At 45.5% G+C, this 18,252-nt stretch carries 15 protein-coding genes and 2 pseudogenes; 12 read left to right on the top strand and 5 right to left on the bottom strand.

Annotation, left to right across the window (positions count from 1 at the left end; genetic code table 11):
• The 7 genes from GOM71_RS22095 to GOM71_RS22065 form a co-directional block, all read left to right on the top strand.
• Nucleotides 1-238, top strand: a 238-nt coding sequence (locus tag GOM71_RS22095; RefSeq protein ID WP_173275928.1) for a transposase, incomplete at its 5' end; no start/stop codon positions are given.
• A gap of 311 nt (nucleotides 239-549) precedes the next feature.
• A complete protein-coding gene (locus GOM71_RS22090; RefSeq protein ID WP_483311061.1) occupies nucleotides 550-2,064 on the top strand; it encodes a glycoside hydrolase family 43 protein in 1,515 nt (504 codons plus the stop codon).
• A 571-nt stretch (nucleotides 2,065-2,635) separates the two neighbouring features.
• Entirely contained in the window at nucleotides 2,636-3,595 is a 960-nt protein-coding gene (locus tag GOM71_RS22085; protein ID WP_156285046.1) for an ABC transporter permease, read from the top strand.
• 12 nt (nucleotides 3,596-3,607) lie between these two features.
• Entirely contained in the window at nucleotides 3,608-4,501 is an 894-nt protein-coding gene (locus GOM71_RS22080; RefSeq protein WP_156285044.1) for a carbohydrate ABC transporter permease, read from the top strand.
• Between the two features lie 69 nt (nucleotides 4,502-4,570).
• Entirely contained in the window at nucleotides 4,571-6,262 is a 1,692-nt protein-coding gene (locus GOM71_RS22075; protein WP_156285042.1) for an ABC transporter substrate-binding protein, read from the top strand.
• Nucleotides 6,263-6,564: 302 nt separating this feature from the next.
• The gene (locus GOM71_RS22070; RefSeq protein WP_156285040.1) at nucleotides 6,565-6,780 is read left to right on the top strand and encodes a hypothetical protein; all 216 of its coding nucleotides are present in this window, start codon (nucleotides 6,565-6,567) and stop codon (nucleotides 6,778-6,780) included.
• A 151-nt stretch (nucleotides 6,781-6,931) separates the two neighbouring features.
• Nucleotides 6,932-7,741: a polysaccharide deacetylase family protein gene (locus GOM71_RS22065; RefSeq protein ID WP_156285038.1), complete on the top strand. Its 810-nt coding sequence runs from the start codon at nucleotides 6,932-6,934 to the stop codon at nucleotides 7,739-7,741.
• A 131-nt stretch (nucleotides 7,742-7,872) separates the two neighbouring features.
• Here GOM71_RS22065 and GOM71_RS22060 read toward each other — a convergent pair.
• The 3 genes and pseudogenes from GOM71_RS22060 to GOM71_RS22050 form a co-directional block, all read right to left on the bottom strand.
• A pseudogene (locus GOM71_RS22060) lies at nucleotides 7,873-7,980 on the bottom strand (transposase); the annotation flags it as partial.
• Between the two features lie 27 nt (nucleotides 7,981-8,007).
• Nucleotides 8,008-8,811: a rhodanese-like domain-containing protein gene (locus GOM71_RS22055; RefSeq protein WP_156285036.1), complete on the bottom strand. Its 804-nt coding sequence runs from the start codon at nucleotides 8,809-8,811 to the stop codon at nucleotides 8,008-8,010.
• A 35-nt stretch (nucleotides 8,812-8,846) separates the two neighbouring features.
• Nucleotides 8,847-10,691, bottom strand: coding sequence for an alpha-galactosidase (locus GOM71_RS22050; protein ID WP_253944979.1), 1,845 nt, complete (start codon nucleotides 10,689-10,691; stop codon nucleotides 8,847-8,849).
• Between the two features lie 126 nt (nucleotides 10,692-10,817).
• Here GOM71_RS22050 and GOM71_RS22045 point away from each other — a divergent pair, with 126 nt between their 5' ends.
• Both GOM71_RS22045 and GOM71_RS25060 read left to right on the top strand, forming a co-directional pair.
• Nucleotides 10,818-11,642: an AraC family transcriptional regulator gene (locus tag GOM71_RS22045; RefSeq protein ID WP_156285034.1), complete on the top strand. Its 825-nt coding sequence runs from the start codon at nucleotides 10,818-10,820 to the stop codon at nucleotides 11,640-11,642.
• Between the two features lie 6 nt (nucleotides 11,643-11,648).
• Nucleotides 11,649-11,783 (top strand): Beta-galactosidase C-terminal domain, encoded by a 135-nt coding sequence (locus GOM71_RS25060; RefSeq protein ID WP_156285032.1) that lies wholly within the window; start codon nucleotides 11,649-11,651, stop codon nucleotides 11,781-11,783.
• Nucleotides 11,784-12,125: 342 nt separating this feature from the next.
• On the opposite strand, the gene GOM71_RS22035 is transcribed toward GOM71_RS25060, so the two are convergent.
• Both GOM71_RS22035 and GOM71_RS24770 read right to left on the bottom strand, forming a co-directional pair.
• The gene (locus GOM71_RS22035) at nucleotides 12,126-13,622 is read right to left on the bottom strand and encodes an alpha-L-fucosidase (protein ID WP_156285030.1); all 1,497 of its coding nucleotides are present in this window, start codon (nucleotides 13,620-13,622) and stop codon (nucleotides 12,126-12,128) included.
• A gap of 72 nt (nucleotides 13,623-13,694) precedes the next feature.
• Entirely contained in the window at nucleotides 13,695-13,802 is a 108-nt protein-coding gene (locus GOM71_RS24770) for a hypothetical protein (RefSeq protein ID WP_367649748.1), read from the bottom strand.
• A gap of 668 nt (nucleotides 13,803-14,470) precedes the next feature.
• On the opposite strand from GOM71_RS24770, the gene GOM71_RS22030 reads away from it, so the two are divergent.
• The 3 genes and pseudogenes from GOM71_RS22030 to GOM71_RS25055 all read left to right on the top strand — a co-directional run.
• Nucleotides 14,471-16,177, top strand: coding sequence for an extracellular solute-binding protein (locus GOM71_RS22030; RefSeq protein WP_483311060.1), 1,707 nt, complete (start codon nucleotides 14,471-14,473; stop codon nucleotides 16,175-16,177).
• Nucleotides 16,137-17,906 carry a sensor histidine kinase gene (locus GOM71_RS22025; protein ID WP_253944977.1) on the top strand — a complete coding sequence of 590 codons (1,770 nt, stop codon included), beginning with the start codon at nucleotides 16,137-16,139 and terminating at the stop codon, nucleotides 17,904-17,906. Before GOM71_RS22030 ends, GOM71_RS22025 begins: the two co-directional genes overlap by 41 nt.
• Nucleotides 17,896-18,225 (top strand): annotated as a pseudogene (locus GOM71_RS25055) (response regulator); the annotation flags it as partial. The gene GOM71_RS22025 and the pseudogene GOM71_RS25055, both read left to right, overlap by 11 nt.
• Nucleotides 18,226-18,252 lie beyond the last annotated feature (27 nt).

Here is an 18,252-nt window from a genome sequence, read left to right as displayed (position 1 = left end):
TGGATATGCATTATCGGTTCGACGCATGCACGAACCAGAGCGTGTGTTTGGCCAAATCAAGAATAACCGAGGATTCCGCCGGTTCCTGCTTCGAGGCTTGCCGAAAGTCAGCCTAGAGGTCGGGTGGCTTTCACTTGCCCATCATTTGCTGAAGAAAGCTGCAAAGGATAAAAATCTAAAAATAGCGTTGCAGGTCCGCAACGCTATTTTTATGAAATTCACTTTTGTAATTTACTGATGCGAGCCATTTCTCTAGCGAGCGAACCTCTTTTGAGACGGCCCCTTTTTTGCGGAGAAAGAAAGGGGGGATAGCGGAATCACTTGATCACTCGACTTTGCGAGCATTTCGGAAGAACAAATTTTCGCCTGAAATGCAGATGGCTAAATCATGCTAATCGATGACCTGAAAATCAAGGTTCAATCTTATATCGTGCATTATAATCCGTATTGAAGATGTCGATTCATTGAGCCTTTCGACTCATCAGAGGCGGGGGTTCAGCAGGGCTTTGGCATCGCATTAAACTTTAGACGGATTAGGAGTGTAACATGGTGACGTACAGCAATCCGGTAATTTCCGGCTTTTATCCTGACCCGAGCATATGCCGTGTCGAGGATGATTATTATTTGGTGACAAGCACTTTTGCCTATTTTCCCGGAGTTCCTATATTTCACAGCAAGGATCTTGTCAATTGGCGCCAGATCGGACATTGTCTCACTTCCGAGCAGCAATTGCCGCTGGCGAACACCTGGTTATCGGGAGGGATTTTCGCCCCGACGATCCGTTATCACGAGGGCTGGTTCTATATGGTTACGACGAATGTGAGCGGGATCGGCAACTTCTTTGTTCGCAGCCAACAGCCTGCCGGTCCCTGGTCCGAGCCGATACCTGTCGCGCAGGATGGCATTGATCCATCGTTATTATTCGATGAAGATGGCCGCGTATACTTTCAATCCGTTTTTTCCGGCAATGAAGGCGATGGCGTTTATCAATGCGAGATTGACGTATCGACCGGGAACCTGCTGACTGAGAGTCGTCTGATCTGGAAGGGAACGGGCGGAGCGCATCCCGAAGCGCCTCATCTTTACAAGATCAACGGACTTTATTACTTGTTGATTGCCGAAGGCGGGACGGAATACGGTCATATGGTGACGATAGCGAGAAGCAGCGCTCCATACGGGTCTTATGAACCATGTCCCGATAATCCGATTCTTTCTCACAGAAGTCTGAAGAGCAGCATACAAGCAACAGGGCATGCAGATCTGGTACAGGCGCATGACGGCAGCTGGTGGGCGGTATTCTTGGGTGTCAGACCTGTCTCCTATCCCTACCGGCATCATTTGGGCAGGGAGACGTTTCTGGCGCCTGTGTCATGGACGGCAGACGGCTGGCCGATCATTGGTAACGGGGGAAGCGTCGAGACCGTAATGGAGTCTCCAAAGTTGAATGAAGTCCGGTGGCAGACTAACGGAACAAGAGATGATTTTAACGATGCAAATTTAGGCTTGGACTGGGTGTTCCTGCGGAATCCGGATCCGTCATGTTGGTCGCTGAACGCTTCTCCGGGGAATCTAGTATTGCGCGGAAATAAGACTTCTCTCGATCAAACCGGCTCACCCGCCTTTGTAGGCCGTCGATTGCGCCACTGGACATGCAACATTTCCGCCTTGCTGGAATTCGAACCGCTGCACGAGGGCGAGGAAGCTGGACTTACTGTATATATGAACGAAAGATATCATTACGATCTGGCCGTAATGCTCAAAGAAGGACGTAAGGTAATCGTTTTCCGGCGAACCGTAGGATCCTTGAGAACGGAGCGCACACTGGAGTGCTCAGAAGGTCCTTTCGTACTTCAGATTGAAGCTCAGCCGGAATGGTTTCATTTCAAGATTCAGCAGAATCCATCCAATGTCCTCGAAGCGGGATCTGGTGAAACGCATTTGCTCTCAACGGAGGTTGCGGGCGGCTTTACGGGATTAATCATTGCGATGTACGCAGTCTGCGAAACGGGGCAGGGTTCTCCAGCATGCTTTGATTGGTTCGAATATGAGCCGTTGAACGGATGATGTTCAGCTCGTTTATTTAAGTCCCTTCTGTGTGTGGCCCATGGATTTCTGTGAGGCATGATTCCGACTTTACCCATACGTACAGAGCTTATATCAAGACATTACAATTTTAATGACGCGCAGGAGCTTGTCTGGAGGGAGGTGAATCAGGCTATACGAAGCCATGCTATTGCCGGGGTCGATCGCATATTCGATATTGCGGAAGTACTCTAGCAATCGGCTCCTCGCGGTTGCCTCGGCTTTCTTTGGCGCTTTCACAAAATGGAACGAATAAAAAGGAAAAGGTTTCCTCCAGCAATCGGGGCTATCTGCTTGGAACTAACCGTCAAGGCTTATATGCTTGTTCAGAAGCTTGATATCCCCAGCCGTTTTGGTTCGGAGGTATTTTAATTGAAATGTCTATATCATGCTATTCGATGTCTTAAATATCAAGGTTTACTATCACTAGTGTTGTTATTATCTATTTTACTGGGAGTTATGGAAGGGGCTCTATCGTTTATGATAAGTACAGACAAGAGAGGGTAAGCTATCACATCTAAAGAGGAATCTTACTAAGCTAGGAGGAACACTTATGAAAGCGTTAACAGAAGGTGCCCAGAAAGCAGGGCCGACGCTCAAGAGAAACCGGTTCTGGTTCAAAGCATTCCAGCAGCGTTACTTGTACATGATGTCACTTCCATTCGTAGTATGGATTTTTATTTTCAGCTACGTACCTTTATGGGGCTGGCTTACCGCTTTTCAAAATTACAAACCGAAAAATTCAATTCTCGATCAGAAATGGGTTGGCTTTGAGAATTTCATTGAATTATTCCAAGATGATAGATTTTATATTGTTTTACGAAATACGCTGGCCATGAGTACATTGGGACTAATTGTAGGCTTCACGGCTCCTGTTATATTCGCATTATTGTTAAATGAGATGAAAGGTCAGTTTTTCAAACGGTCGGTTCAAACGATTTCGTATTTACCTCACTTTGTTTCATGGGTTGTCGTGGCCGGACTCGTATATAAAATGCTTTCGACTGACGGCGGAGCGGTGAACCAATTGCTCATGTGGCTTAATATTATCGATGAGCCTATTCAGTTTATGGCTAAAGGCAATTTGTTCTGGGGAATTGTAACCGCTTCGGATCTATGGAAGGAAATGGGGTGGAGCTCGATTATTTTCCTGGCAGCGATGGCGGGCATCGATCCCGAGCTTTACGAAGCGTCAACGGTTGACGGCGCAGGCAGATTCCGCAAGATGTGGCATATCACGCTGCCTGGTATACGTACAACCTTCATGGTACTTTTCATCTTGTCGATTGGACATTTAATCAGTATTGGATTCGAGAAGCAGTTCTTGCTGGGCAACCCGCTGGTATCTGATTATTCAGAGGTATTCGATCTGTATGCGCTCAAGTACGGAATTCAAATGAGCCGATATTCGTACGGTACGGCAATCGGAATAATTAATTCCGTAGTCAGCATCCTATTAGTGTTTATCGCGAACGGAATATACAAGAGAGTCACCAAAGAATCAATCATATAGGAGGCGCGGCAAATGCAAGGAGTTGTTCAAAAAAATATTGGCGATAAAATCTTTGACATATTCATCTATGTATTCATGGCTATGGTAGCTATTGTAACCTTATATCCGTTTTTAAATGTACTCGCGATTTCATTTAACGATTCGGTGGATACCGTGCGAGGCGGTCTGACGATTTATCCGCGTGAATTTACCTTAAAAAACTATGAAACGATATTCGGCTATGAGGGCCTGATCACCGGCTTTAAAAACACCGTCATTCGGACGGTTGTCGGTACGGCAATCGGGGTTGTGGCAGCGTCTATGATGGCTTACACGTTAAGCCGTCCTGATTTTCAAGCTAGAAGATGGATGTCGGTTGTGTTCGCTCTCACGATGTATTTCTCAGGCGGACTCATTCCTGGCTTCCTATTAATTAAAAATTTAGGCATGATCGGTACCTTTTACGTTTACATCATTCCTGCACTGCTCAGCGTTTGGAACGTGTTCGTTGTCCGCTCGTATATCGACGGACTTCCGTATGCGCTTCAAGAATCAGCGAAAATTGACGGTGCGAATGATTGGACTATATTTTGGAAGGTGATCCTTCCGCTTTGCCAACCCGTACTTGCGACAATCGCATTGTTCATTGCTGTCGGACACTGGAATTCCTGGTTTGATACGTACTTGTTTAATAACAGGAGCCCGGAAAATACGACGCTTCAGTACGAGCTGATGAAGGTGCTGTTATCTACGCAGACGGGCAGCAATTACCGCGACCCGAACGCACAGCAAACGATGGCGGCGGTATCGCCTGAATCCATTAAGATGGCGATTACGATCGTCGTTACCGTACCCATCTTGCTCGTATATCCATTCCTTCAAAAGTATTTTGTCAAAGGAATGACACTTGGCGCAGTAAAAAGCTAATTTTGGTAATAGCAGGTTTCCTGTTATATACATGCAAATCACGCACAGAAAAAAGGGAGGCTTAATAAAATGAAAAGAAAGATTCAAATGGCACTTAACTTAATGTTGGCACTCGTATTCGTATTCGTCACAGCATGCAGCAATTCGAATGAAGGCGGTAATAACACTAAAGAAACAACAAATGCAACAAATGAGCCTGCAGCTGAGCCAATTACGATTCGCTTGGCAACCGGTAACAACTCGAACTGGGATGACATGCAATCCGATATCGGCAAATTTATTAAAGAAAAAACGGGCATTACAATTAAAGAAGAATTCCCTGTCGGCGGCACCCAAGATGAGATGTTCGCGCTTATGATAGCAAGCGATGAGTATCCGGATATGGTTGTGCCGGGTAGCAGCACAAACAAAATGGTTGATGCAGGCGCCTTGATCGACCTTCGTCCATTGATCGAAGAGTATGCTCCTAACATTAAAAAGGTTTACGGCGAATATTATAACCGACTTCGTTGGAGCAAGGATGATGACGCGATTTATACGCTTTCGCTGACCGGCGTTAATCATACGTACTTTGATTCAGGAAGCGGCTTCCAATTGCAGCACCAAGTGCTTGAAGCAGCCGGCTACCCGGAAATCAAAACCGTTCAAGATTACGAAGCGGCAATCAAAGCATATATTGAGAAAAACCCAAAAACGGCAGACGGCCAACCGAATATCGGTTTGTCTCTTAACGGCGGGGAATGGCAAATTCTGATTTCCGCAACAAATCCGGCGTTCCTTGCAACCGGCGCTCCTGACAATGGCGAGTTCTTCATTAATGAAGATACTTATGAGGCAATCATGCACTACCAGCGTCCTGAAGAAAGAGAATACTTCCGTTGGCTGAATCACATGAACGATATCGGCTTGCTTGATAAAGAAAGCTTCGTTCAAAAATACGATCAATACAAAGCAAAAATCGCTTCCGGCCGCGTTCTGGGTCTTATCGACCAACAATGGGATTACGGCCAAGCTGAGAACGCTTTGAAAGCTGAAGGCAAATTCGCTTCGACATATGCTCGTTTCCCTGTAACATTAAACGACACTTACCAAGATCATACCTTCCAGAGTACTGGTTACCTTCCAGCCCTCGGAATTGCTATTACGAAAGATGCTCAAGATCCGGTTCGTTTGATCAAATTCCTGGACTACCTTGCTTCCGATGAAGGCCAAGTGCTTTTAAACTGGGGGATTGAAGGCAAGCATTACAATGTGGTAGACGGCAAACGAGTCATTCCTGCCGATGTGCAAGAGCAGAAAATAAACGATAACAACACATTTATGAAAACAACGGGTATCGGCAACTACAACATATCCGCCCGTTACGGCGACGGCGTGAAGGATCCGTCCGGAAACTACTACACGACAACATTCCCTGAACAAATTCAAACGTCTTACTCGGAAGAAGACAAGAAGACGCTTGCTGCTTACGGCGCAACGACTTACAAGGATCTGTGGCCTTCTGATGATGCGTTCCCTGAACGCAAATACGGTGCGGCTTGGACGTTGCAGTTCGAAACAGGCTCTCAAGAAAACGTTATTTTCCAAAAAACGCAAGATATTATGAAGAAACGTATTCCAGAAGCGATTCTTGCCAAACCGGCTGATTTCGATAAAGTATACGACGCCTTCTTGAAAGATCTAGAAGATGCGGGCGTAGCCAAAATGAATGCCGAGTTAACGAAAATGGTTAAGGACCGCGTTGAGCTTTGGTCGAAATAAGATTTGTATAAGAGCAAGGAATGGAGAGAGCTCATTTTGTGAGCTCTCTTCCTTCGTTATAAATATTAAGCGGAAGCAAGGTGTCCGGCACTGTACCGGCGGATGAGGCTGATAGCCAGGAGCACTCGGAGGGGGCTGATGATTCGCGAAAGAAAACCAAATTTATCCAGGCTTAATCATGCTATACCATGTCCAAAAAATCAAGGTTCACTATTCAGCCTGTTGATAAAGTAGTTATGTAAGGAACAAACGCGAGTGGCGTGAGCGCAAGAAGAAAACGATTAAAGAAGGAGACTAGATTGATGAAAACAAGGGAAAAGTCGCGTGGATTCACCAAACAAAACATTTCCTTATGCAAGACCGCTTCACTTCTGCTGACGGCCGCCGCGTTGACGGTAAGCATGTGCCCTTCGTTGACGCTCCCTGACAGGGCATTCGCAGCGGATTCGACCGGAAGCGAAGCAGCGGCCGTACGGCCAGACATCAGATCAAGCATGGAATGTTACGGAGGCAGCTGACACCGTTACGGTTGCTCATGATCAATCAGGAAAATAAATAAGCTAGTTCAGAAGCTTGATATCTCCGGCATAATGGTTCGGAGGTATTCAGGTGAAATGTTAGCGGAATACGCTTACCGAGATTTTAATACTCACTCGAGGAGGAGTCATAATGGATAACGTGAGCATTCAATTTGACCGGTTTCCGGGAGGGCTTGGCAAGGCGGTCGTGTTTAGTTTTGACGATGGCCGCGAGCAAGACAGGAGGCTGGTGCAGGCTTTTAACCGATATGGCCTTAAAGGAACGTTCCATCTGAATTCAGGCAAATTCGGTCAGGAAGGATACATCAGTGCCGAAGAAGCGGCGGACTTATATCGCGGCCACGAGATTTCGGCCCATACCGTCACGCATCCATTCCTGGAGCAATCCCCGGACGACCAGATCGCGGAGGAGCTGATCGCGGACCGCCGAAATTTGGAGGCGATTGCGGGATACCCTGTACGCGGCATGAGTTATCCGTTCGGCACCTACAACGATCGTGTTGTGCACGCGCTGCCGGTGCTAGGTATTGAATATGCCCGCACTGTCCAGAGCCACGGCGGCTTCCATATGCCGGATGATCCGCTAAGATGGCATCCGACCTGCCACCACAAGGACATGTTGGTGAAAATCGAACAGCTGCTGGCTTCTAAAAGCTGGTTCAGCCGGATGGAGCTATTGTTCATCTGGGGCCACAGCTACGAATTCGACAACGATGATAACTGGGAGCTGGTGGACAAGGCAGGCGAGCTGCTCGGCGGGGAGGAGTCGGTCTGGAAAGCGTCGATGACGGATATCGTGTCCTATCAAAATGCGCTCAGAGCGCTCCGTTTCACGGTTGATCGAAGCATCGTGTTTAATCCGAGCGCCGTTGAGGTTTGGTTCAGCGCAGACGGCGAAGTTGTCCGTATTGCGGCAGGCGAAACGAAAAGGCTGCGATAGCGAGCGTTGCAACCACTAGCGTTGCATTAATGTTCTCTAGATTTTCATAACTTTCTGTTTAATTGAAGTTTGCGCATAAAAACCAGCTAATGTTTGTCAACCATTTAGTGTTGGGGAAGTATTGAATTGCTAGTAGCCCGCTTTGTAATTCGGCTACTGGAAGCAGTAAACTTCCCTGAGCTAAATATACCAGGATCTAGTCCCGCATAGGCGACGAGTTGTTTGGCATCCTTGAACTGTAGCAAGCTCGTGTAGACAGCGATTGATTAAGTTGTTGCTATTAAATCATACGGATACTGCTCTATACCTGGAATCGTGTAGACTCTTCTATAGCCTGCATCGATAAGCGCTTGTGCCGCTACAGAACTCTTATAGCCCCTTTGACAGTAAAGGATTAATGGAATATCTTTTCTCACACATACCGAGTACGGGTTATTTGATATATGATGTAACGGTATACAAATGCTTTCCTGTAGATGCCCTGTTTCATAGTCCTCATTAGTCCGCACATCAACAAGCATTGCAGTATGATCAGTTAACATCAGCTCCCTCGCTTCATCGGGGGACAGATTTTTACTTTGAAATTCTCTGCCCCCAGTCTGAGGAATACGCTGCTCCCTATCAAGCATTCTTACAACAACTGCTGCAGCTTCCGCACGAGTTAAGCTGCCCGCAGCGTCGAACATGTAATGGTCACGCCCGAGCATTATACCTTTCACATACACCTGCGCTATATGCATAACGCAGGTATGGCAGGAATATAAGTCCCTAAGTTTTTCTGCCGCCGACCATTCGTACTCATCTTTTTCTCCGAATTCTGTTAAAAGCGCCTCATGAACGATTCTTGCAGCGGAACGGCGCTCAATGGGTTTGCTTATGTTTGTTAGATCATAGTCCTCTATTATTCCCTTATACAAAGCGTAATCCATATACCCTGATGACCAACAGCCACGCGTTGGCTCTATATTGCCTTTACAACTTCTAATTACCATTGTCACAAACTGTTCTGTAGTAACATGATCCTCGAGATGAAGTTTGGCTTCCGCATCAAAGTCTATTGCTGATTCCATTAGTTTCCTCCTATAATTCGCGTGAAGTTCTCTGGTTAAACAGGAGTAACTCTTATGGTAACACTGTCATAGGCGTCAATGCCTGTAACAGAGAAGGTGCTTGAAATGTTCGTTGTAATCTCACCTGTCCATAAATCCTTTAGGTAATAGCTTGCGGCATTTTTAAATTTTTCAGCATCGATTATTTTCTGCCCAATATAATCGATAATGCGGCTTACATCAACGGAATGCTTCTTCGTGTCTCTTGAGTCGCTGAGATTAATATAGGATATTGCAATATCTCCGTTCGCAAGAGGCTTTACAAGAATATCAACACGGTTGTTATTCGCAATATAGGCCGTATCGGGATGGGCATTATCGATAGAGCAGTAAATTCTTTTTGCCTGAATACCGAGGGTATCCTGATTCAATGCAATTACATCTTTGTTCGCAATAATCGTCCATAGCTCGTCATCCTTTGTAACCCGTCTTAAATCCATTCCAAGCATAATCGGGGAATTCATCATACACCACATCGTCATATGAGTTTTACTCATGGTATTTGTGATTCCGTTCATACCGATTACAAGCATATCGGGATCGTTCCACCCCTTGTCAAGTCCGGCAAACTCGTCCATAATAACCGCCTTGCTGTACTGCGAGGTTATACTTGCGGTATGGTTTGAACTCCATTCGGCGGAGCCCGGATTACCATCAGAGCCGACACTGAAGGTTATATCATTAAGAATGCGCCATGAGTCTCCAACCTTATATCCCCAGTTATGCGGCTGTGTTTTACCCCATTCACAGATGGAGAATACAACATCATGGTCAGGGTCAGCCTTGTTCAAGCCTTCGAGCAAAGCCGCATATGAATTAAGGGTATTTTCCTGCCTTCTGTGGTTCATAAGACGTATAATATTTTCACCCTTATTTAAGGATACCGTTATTTCTTCCGAATCTGCAAAGGTAGCTGTACTTTGGGTAAGAGGAAGCAAATGATCAAAATATCGAGTTTCATGATCTGCGTTTCCTACTGCAAGCTGAAGCCAGCGTCCCGTGCCATCCTCCTCACCGCTTGCGTAATTTATGGTTATGGCGTATTTTCCGCTAGCCGGTGCGTTCACAGTAAACGCAAGCTCGCCCCAGCGGTCGCCCACAGGTGTTGTACCCACGTTTGTTCCGTCGAATGTACCGATATTTGTCACATAGTCGCCACTGTTTTTTGATGCACCCTGGCCTAAAAGCACACCGTCCTTAACAGCATTTAAAGTTATTTTCAGTTCCTCGCCCGTAACCGTTATGCTTCTGATATTCGGGGCATAGGAATATTTTGAATTTGTTGAGTCTGAGAACGTTGCATTGTCCCAAAGGTAATAGCAGTTATCAACCTTTATAAAGTCAACCCCCCAGTCCATATAAGACCTCGTGTCGACATCCTCAAAGCCGCAAGTACCTACGGCAGAGCCTGCACAAAGATTTGTGCCTATATCATTGTACATGCCGAATTTAAGTCCCTTGCTGTGTATGTAATCAGATAATGCCTTAAAGCCGCTTGGAAATTTAATCGTTTCATTTGAAAGCAATCCGTTTACGCGTTCGGACTTATAGCAGCCGTCATCGAGCACGACATACTTGTATCCCAGATCCGCCAGTCCCAAATCAACAATTGCGTCTGCCATAGCCTTTGTGAGTGCCTCGTTGTTCTTACTGCCAAAAGCATTCCAACTGTTCCAGCCCATGGCGGGGAGGCGTCCCTGCTTTTTATCTAAAAGCACCTTGCCGTTTGAGAAAGCCGGAAACATATAGTCAGGATCCGTGATCTCGTCCGGAGCAGTCCTTGATGTCGTTCTAGCCGATACGGAGGCAGATATTGAATTTAAATTCATAAACTTGTCCATAAGAAACCCTCCCTTAAACGCTTGCATTTTCATTGTTATGATAAGACAAATAAATTTGTTGATAAATATGTTTTTATCGAGTGATTATGGGGAAATGTGATATATTAATTTCGGGAGCTGATTTCAATGAAACTATATTATGCAAAAAGCCCTTTAATCTCATCTGATATTTATCCCATGCAATATGGTGAACAGCAGTGTGATAACGGATATTCCTTTGGACCTGCAGTGCGTAACTTCTATTTAATTCATTACATTTACAGCGGGCAAGGCGAATTGCATATTAATAAAAAAGCTTATAACGTACATGCAGGACAGCTTTTTCTGATTTATCCGAAACAAACTGCATATTATAAGGCAGATGACACTGAGCCGTGGCTGTATCGCTGGATTGAGTTTGACGGCAGCTTTTCGGAAAAGCTTATGACTGTGGCAGGCTTCTCAAACGAAAACCACGTTATAAATGATGATAATGGCGTTGGAAACGCACTTAAGAATATAATAGATTTAGGCTGGTGTGACTTCGAAACAATCATGAGCCATCTTTGGTCATTTATCGCGGCACTTACGAAGGGTAAATTATTAAAGAAAGATGAGAATCTAGCAGAAACATATGTCTCTTATGCAAAAAACTATATAAGAAGCAATGTTCACAAAAGGATATTCGTTGCTGAAATTGCACTTTTTTTAAACATAGACCGCAGTCATCTGGCACGTATCTTCAAAAGCATTTGCGGCATAAGCACACAACAATTTATAATTTCTCTTAAAATGGAGATGGCTTCACAATCACTCAAAAAAAGCAGCATGACCATTAAAGAAGTTGCCAATAGTGTCGGATATGACAATCAAATGGAATTTTCGAAGCTGTTTAAAAAACACTTTAATATGACTCCCACACAATGGAGAGAACAAGATATCTTTCAACAGTCTATAAACAACTATGAATGATATTATTTGTTCCTGTTGAATCTGACGCAAAAGCAGCAAACGGTCGAGCTGAAGGGCACGTACAGGAGCCTTCTGAAAGAAATAACCGTCGGTCCTAATGTAGACTTGGATCCATATGCGATTGAAATCGTCCACATATAACTTTCAATAATCGGCCTTAGCTTCCCCCATGTGTAATCAATCCGCGATCCGGATGGATCGGCGATTTTCAATGCGACGAAGGTCCTCATGAAATTACCGGAAACATTATGCCCATCGACTGGGAGAAAAACTTCACCGAACAAGATGAACGAGGGATATCGATCAAAGTTCCTCAAGATAATTGGGAGCCGCTTGATACCGTCATCAAGTTGGTTGTGGAGTGCTAAATCAAGTTGATGTAGTCTAGGACCCATATGCGGTTGGAGGAATATCCATTGCCCATATGAACAATAAAGCCGGCTGATCGGATAACGTCAGCCGGCTTTGCTTATAGGCTTAGAATTAACAATGTAGTTCAATCGCTAGGCAGTTGACATACGGTGTCGGACGTCTGTCCGGCAGCGAAACGATCAGAGCTCCGTACGCCTGTTCGAACGGAACATCTCCCGCTCCAAGCAACCGGACGGACTTCACTTGGTCTGCTGGAGTCAATGTACGAATGACGGCGCGATGATCTTCCGGCCACCGCATTTGGAAAGCGTACAGCGTATTTCCCTTTTGTGTGAAACGAAAGTCGCTTGCGTTCCAGTCTACCCTGTCCTCCGTGAAATGGTCGATGACGACGCGGGAAAGACCTTCGCCCGATACGCGGAACGGCCTTGTGCCGTATACGCCTTCCTCGCAAACCCGAATCCATTTGGCCATCTCTTGCAAGATATACTTGCATTCATCATCAATCGTACCGTCCGGCTTCTGCGGAATATTGAGGAGCAGGTTGCCGTTCTTGGCAATGATATCGACCAGAATTTCGATGACATGCCCCGGTTTTTTATAAACAGTATTGACATTATAGAACCAATCCCCGACACACGTATCCGTCTGCCAAGGGTCAGGCCTGATCTCCGGAGACTGGCTACGCTCAATGTCGAGGATCCCGATGCGGTAAACGTCCTGCCTGCGGTCTTTCTGATTAAAAAGGGCGCGATTCACCCCGCCGTTAGCCGCGGCGCTGGTATTATACAGGTGTGCGACCGCCTGCAGCCCGGCTGCGAACAAAGGATCGTCCAAAGATGCGTCTCTATTATCCCATGCGCTGGCGAACGGCAGACCGCCGTCGGAGTACAGCAAATCCGGCTGGTACAGATCGGTGACTTCCCTGATGACGTCAAGCCAGCGCTGATGCCACAAAGGATTGGTTGTATACCATGGTCTCGGCTCGGACAGCAGCTTGTCCGGATCATAATGCTCGCGGTTCGGCAAATATAAATCCTCGAATTCAGGGTCATTACCATCATACAGGACTCCCGCATAAAGGCCTTCCTTATCCTGACCCTTATTGAATTTAAACCAGCTGAACGTCGCTCCCAGATGCTCGCTCAGACCGAAAGGCAGTCCTCGGCGGGAAGCGGATGCTTTCCACAGCGCAACAATATCTTTCTTCGGTCCCATGTTGACCGAGTTCCAGCGGTGAATTTTCGAATCGTAGTTAAAGAAGTTGTCATGGTGCATCGCCTGCGCAACGAAATACTTGGCGCCGGCAGCCACGTACAAGTCCATCAGCGATTCTGGATCGAAATTTTCCGCTTTCCATAGCTGAACGATATCTTTGTAGCCGAATTTCGACGGATGTCCGTAATGGCGAATATGGTACCGGTATTGCTCAGAACCCTCGTAATACATGTTTCGGGCGTACCAGTCTCCGAACATCGGCACCGATTGTGCGCCCCAGTGCGACCATATGCCCAGCTTCGCGTCACGGAACCATTCCGGACACTCGAATTTCCTGAGCGATTCAAATGTAGGTTCGAAAGGACCCTTAGCAATTTGCGCTTTAACCATACAATACTGGCCTCCTATTTCATGGATACAGCCTTTATTCTAGCAAAGTCTTGAATGTAAAATCTTCAGGCTCTATGAAGCTGTGCCCGCGATGCTCGTGCCGTTCTTCGTAATCGTATACTCGTTGGCGGCGCCGCTCCAGAAGTGAAACTTATCAGTTAGTCGGAATGTCCTAAAGATATGATTTTTTTGCTCTTATTGAAATTCTACTTTTGTTTTATAAATTGTGTTGCTTTTGACGTACAGTCCAAGCGCTTAGATGATGATTTCAAGCACCCCCTTATTGAGCAACATCTGAAAGCAATGTCATTATTATTTTAACGGTGTAGCCTTCCTGATAATACATCAAAAAATGAACTGAAAATCATATTGAAATTCAATTACAGCTCAAATCATGTACGGGTTCCGTATCCAGATTTAAGAGCAAAAGCTGCGTCTACTGTGGCTGTCATGCGGTATGGAGGATGAACTGAAGCGCTCAAACTAGTAAACAACGGGTAACGAAATAAAGAAATGCATATTGTTTAGCTTTGTCCGCTGGTCAGATAATTAAAATGATCATTTCGAAAGCGGTTGCACACCTTTACTGCGAAAATACTTCGTTCACGGCATGCAGCTGGGAAGCGCAATGATAGTTTCAGCTCGAAACGACCGTGCGGGTTACAGCCCGCACGGTTTTTTGACTTGTAACTAGCTCGCAGCTGCTGTACATTTCATAGTATGAAAAGTAAACAATGGGTAACTGCGTAAAGAGATATGTATTGTATTATCAGGTTCCAAACAAGATGATTAATAGCATACAGCTCGTCGCAGTTGCGCCTGAGTGTAAAGGGGTAATCCTATTGCGGATACCAAGGCCTAGTATAAACAAGATAAATTTAATACTTACTGCGCTGATTCTACTGTTAGTCTTATCAGCATGCGAGAATGAAAACAATGCAAAGCTTTCGGAAGAGCCTAAGAATGATACACCTGTGCCGGTAACGAACGCTGATCCTGCGCTAATCCGTTATGATCCGCCTATTGAGCTGTCTTTTGTAAGAGAAGTAAGCGAAGTTATGGACGGATTTATCAAACAATTGCCTGGAGAAACTTTGGAAGATAACCGCTGGACAAGACTGAATGAGGAAGTGCTGGGAATCAAGATTAAATACGAATGGACTGCGAATGGGGATTTATACCGCCAAAAGCTTGGGGCATCCATTGCTTCCGGCCATATTCCGGATGTCGTGCAGGTGACCCCCCAGCAGCTTAGAGAGCTCAGCAACGCAGGGTTAATTGAAGATTTGACGGAAGCGTATCATAATTATGCTTCTCCATTAACGAAAAAAGTACTTAGCGAGGAAGGCGACGGCCCATTTGAGGCGGCAACGATTGACGGCAAGCTGATGGGCATTCCGCAGACAAGCTCGTCGATTGAAGATGCGGATTTGTTATGGATCAGAACGGACTGGCTGAAGAGGCTGAAGCTGGCACCGCCGAAAACAATGGATGATTTATTGGCGATTTCGAAAGCGTTTACCGAGAAAGACCCTGATCGAAACAGTCAGAACGATACTTATGGGATTGCTGCAACCAAATATTTGGGTGATCCGGTTATGGGGCTTGTTGATCTTATGGCTGGTTACGATGCCTTTCCAAATATATGGATCAAGGATAAGCAAGGCAAGCTTGTATATGGCGGAATTCAGCCCGAAGTCAAAACGGCTTTAAAAGTGATTCAGAAGATATATAGTCAAGGTCAGCTAGACCCCGAATTTGCTTTAAAGGACGGGGAAAAGGCTAGAAAGCTGGTTGCCGATGGAAAGATCGGCATGATCTACGGGGAGCAGTGGGCTTCCTTTCTGGTGCAAATAAGCCGGAACAACGATCCAAATGCGGATTGGCAGGCGTATCCCATTGTTTCTGCGACGGGGAAAGCGCCAAAGGTGCCGCTTAAATTCAACACAAACACATTCTTTGCGGTTAAAAAAGGCTATGAGCATCCGGAGGCTGTTGTGAAGCTAATTAATTTGCATCTGGAGAAGAACTGGGGGCAGACCGCAGAATATGAGAAGTTTTACAACACGACATACCCGGTATGGCAGTTATCTCCGGTTACCCCGTCTCCGACAAGAAAAAACCTGGAGGCCTACAGGCAGATAGAAGACGCGCGAAAGACCGGTAACATGGCGAATATGAAGGACGAAGCTATCTATATCAAAAAGAGAATGGATGTGTATTTATCTGGAGAAGACGTTGGCGAATCGGGCTGGGGCTGGCTGAAAACCTATGGTCCAACAGGTGCGTTTTCCATTATTGATCAGTATGAGAAAAACAATCAGCTGCTGTATGAGAGTTTTGTTGGTGCTCCTACAGATACCATGATTGACAAGCAGCAGATTCTTAACGATCTGCAGGATCAAACCTACATGAATATTATTTTGGGCAGACCAATCGATGATTTCGACCAATTCGTACAGGAGTGGTATAAGCTGGGCGGCGACAAAATAACAGATGAGGTTAATCAGTGGTATGAACAACGGAGGTATTCGCTTGTTAAGACTGCTCGCTAATTCATGGCGCAATGCCTTATTTGTACGTCTTATAATAACCAATTTGGTTGTCATCCTGCCGATTGTTCTACTGGGGGTCTATTTGTATAACTGGAGTTATACGAATGCCAGCAATGAAATATCAAAAAATACGACGGCTCAGCTTTCTTATTATTTGGAAGATTTGAACCATGAAATCGAATGGCTGGAAATTCAGCAATATGATATTTTGCAGGATAAAGGTCTGAACAAATTGGCGGTTACCTGGAATTTGATGGACAACGCCGACAAGAAGGCAAGCATCGATTATCTGCTTCATCGGCTTAATTCTATTAAAAATAGCAGCGCTTATATAAAAGATATTTATGTGCATGTGCGCACCATTCAGAAGACGATATCATCAAGCAACGAGGTCGATGATTTCAACCAGCTCGGCTTCAATTATTTCCACAATGAGGTGGATAAGAAGGAAGCACGTCTCATTAGCTATAATAATTCCCTTTACTTGAGCACGGCTAAATATGGAGGTAAAGAAGGAGAACCAATATTTATCGTCCAGATTGAACTGGATATGAATAAGCTTAGAGAATCCCTTCAGCAGATAAGCGTTTATCCCGAGAGCGGGTCTTTCCTTATCTCCAATATGACAGGGTATACATTGGCCAGTGACGCAGAGGTCTCTAACGATTTGCTGAGCTACGTATTTGCTGCTCTTCGTACAGATGAAAATACATTGATCAAGCGGATTGATGGCATGAATTATCACCTTGATAAGGCTTATTCTGAGCCGCTTGGATTATCTGTCGTTACCTACTTGCCGGAATCGGCAGTGAAGAAGCCGTTGAGCGGATTTAATAAATGGGCATGGTTATTCGCTCTGACATCCTGTTGTGCCATCATTATTTATGCGTTATCGACGTACAAGTTTGTTCATAAGCCGCTTTTGCTGCTTTTGCAGAGCTTTAGAAAGATGGAAGGAGGTGCTTTGGACATTCATATTGACCATGAGCAAAAGGATGAATTCGGCTATTTGTATAACCGGTTCAACCAGATGGTCAAGAAGCTGCAGACGCTGATCGATCAAGATTTCAAACAAACGATGATGATGCAGAAAGCAGAGCTTAAGCAGCTTCAATCCCAAATTAAACCGCATTTTTTGTACAACAACTTTTTTATTCTGAGCTCATTGGCGAAAACAGGGGATTTGGAGCGCGTAGAGCTCTTCACGAATAAGCTTGGCGAGTATTATCGGTTCATCACCCGCAACGGAGAGGATAACGTTCTCTTGGCGGAAGAAACCCGACATTCCAGAATGTATACCGAAATTCAGAAGCTCCGGTTCTCCAGAAGAATTAAGGTAGAGTTCGATGAGCTGCCAAAGGACATGGAGCGAATCCGGGTGCCAAGGCTGATTATTCAGCCGATTATCGAAAATGCCTATGAGCATAGTCTGGAGAAAATGACAAATGAAGGCTTGCTCCATGTTTCTTTCGGCTTGGATGAGGATGAAGCGAGAATTATCGTTGAGAATAATGGTGATTATCCAATCAGCGACGAGCAGATTGAAGCCCTGCAAGCAAGATTAGACAGCAAAAGGGGATCCGGAGAAATGACCGGGATGATCAACATTCATCGGCGTATTATGTTGACCTATTGGGAAGGCAGCGGTTTGTTTTTGTCCAGAAGCGAGTTGAATGGCCTGAAGGTGGAGATCAGAATCAAGCTTGAGGGGGCCGGTGATGTTGTATAGATTGTTGATTGTTGATGACGAAGACATTATTACAGACTCGCTGTACGAGGTGTTTCATCGACTTAACCCGGAAAAGCTTGATGTCTGCAAAGCCTACTCTGCCAAGGAGGCTTTGCATTGGATGTCGCGGACGAGGATAGATATCATACTGACCGATATCAGTATGCCGGGTATGAGCGGTCTAGAGCTGTCAGAGGAAATTCAAGTCTTTTGGCCAAGATGCAAAGTAATCTTTCTGACGGGCTTCAGTGAATTTGATTACGCATATAAAGCGATTCAAATGCCCAATGTTCGTTATTTGCTGAAGACGGAGGGCTATGACAAGGTTACGGGAACCGTTCAGGAA

Origin of the sequence: Paenibacillus sp. NEAU-GSW1, assembly GCF_009737085.1 — a bacterium.
Lineage (GTDB): Bacteria > Bacillota > Bacilli > Paenibacillales > Paenibacillaceae > Pristimantibacillus.
Note: the sequence above shows the minus strand (reverse complement) of the source record. Positions and strands in the feature narration are given on the sequence as shown.